Raw genomic sequence first — 1,463 nt, 5'->3', positions numbered from 1 at the left:
TAAAATGGTTCCTATGTCAAGGACATTTTGAAAAAGGCTAGGCAGCTATGAGCTGGTTTCTGTATTGTACAGGAGCCAGCTTTTTAAGTCCCCACTGATATCTATAATTATTATAATACTCCATATAGTTATCAATTGAAGCTTCTAATTCTTCAAATGTTGAACAACTTTTTAAGTCAATTTCATCTTTCATATGACCAAAAAATGATTCCTGCGGGGCATTATCCCAACAATTTCCGCGCCTAGACATAGACTGACCAATTTTATATTTTTTAAGAAGTTTTTGAAATCTAGGACTAGTATAATGAACTCCTTGATCCGAATGAATAAAGGCATCTTTATTTAGTAAATTTTTGTGATTTTTCATCAACTTTTTAATAGTTTCGGTAGCTATATCTAATGTAAGGCTATTGGAAAGCTGATATGAAAGAATTTCATTTGTTGAAGCATCTTTAATAGTTGACAAATAAGCCCTATTGGATGCTCCATATGTTAAATAAGTTATATCTGTTAATAAAACTTTTCCGACCAAATCTTGCTTGAATTCTCTATTTAAAATATTAGGTACAACAGTATGCTCATGAGTAGCTTTCATCATTCTACGATAAGGGTTAGCTTTTCTAATTGGGCACTCAATATTATATTTTCTCATGATTCGTTGTATACATTTTCGATTTATTATAAGATTAAATTCATTCTCTAACACCATTTTTATAGAACGAGAACCTTTCTTGTAGCCCCTATGATTAAATGCTTTAAGAATGATATCCTTCAATTCTAAATCCTTTTCTTCTCTACGATTACGTTTGCCTGTTGATTTTAAATAATTATAATAGCCTGATCTAGATACTAAAGCTACTTCGCATAAATGTGAAACCATATTTTTATAGTTATATGTCAAAATTATATGTTGTATTATTACAAAGATTGATGATGCACTTAGTTTACTATTTTTCACCTGCCTTTCTTGCAGCTCGATTTTTTTTAATAGTTCTGCCTCAGCTTTCCAATAAGCAATTTCTGCATCCTTTTTGGCTATTATTTCTTCAACGGTTAGTTCACGTTTAAGTGGACGACCACTGTTTAATTTTCTAGAATCTCTTAGACCAAGCTCTCCTGATTCATTATAAGCATTACGCCATCTTTTACTTGCACACCAAATTCTATTATTTCCAATAACATCTATATCAAATTCAGCATCTTGAAAAATATGAATAGGTAGTTTTCCCTTGCTACGCTCAGCGATAAACAATATTTTAAATTCATCTGTATATGTAATTCCACGTTTACTTACAGATTTAACATATCTATTTTTTGATAAACTTTTAATTTCTTCATCTGAAAATAATTTTTTACTCATTCTTTTCACAACCTTACTATATTTCTTCTTATCTTTTATTGTACAAAAAAAGAACCTATTGAAATAGTCTTTTTTTAGTGTCTATTTCATAGGTTCCATTTTA

General features: G+C 29.9%; 1 protein-coding gene. It reads right to left on the bottom strand.

Features of this window, described 5'->3' with window-relative positions:
- Positions 1-37 precede the first annotated feature (37 nt).
- Positions 38-1,360 (bottom strand): IS3 family transposase, encoded by a 1,323-nt coding sequence (locus ACJDTP_RS27340; protein ID WP_077870076.1) that lies wholly within the window; start codon positions 1,358-1,360, stop codon positions 38-40.
- Positions 1,361-1,463 lie beyond the last annotated feature (103 nt).

Origin of the sequence: Candidatus Clostridium helianthi, from assembly GCF_045310795.1 — a bacterium.
GTDB lineage: Bacteria > Bacillota > Clostridia > Clostridiales > Clostridiaceae > Clostridium > Clostridium helianthi.
The sequence above is the reverse complement of the archived record's forward strand: the minus strand, read 5'-3'. Positions and strand labels throughout refer to the sequence as shown.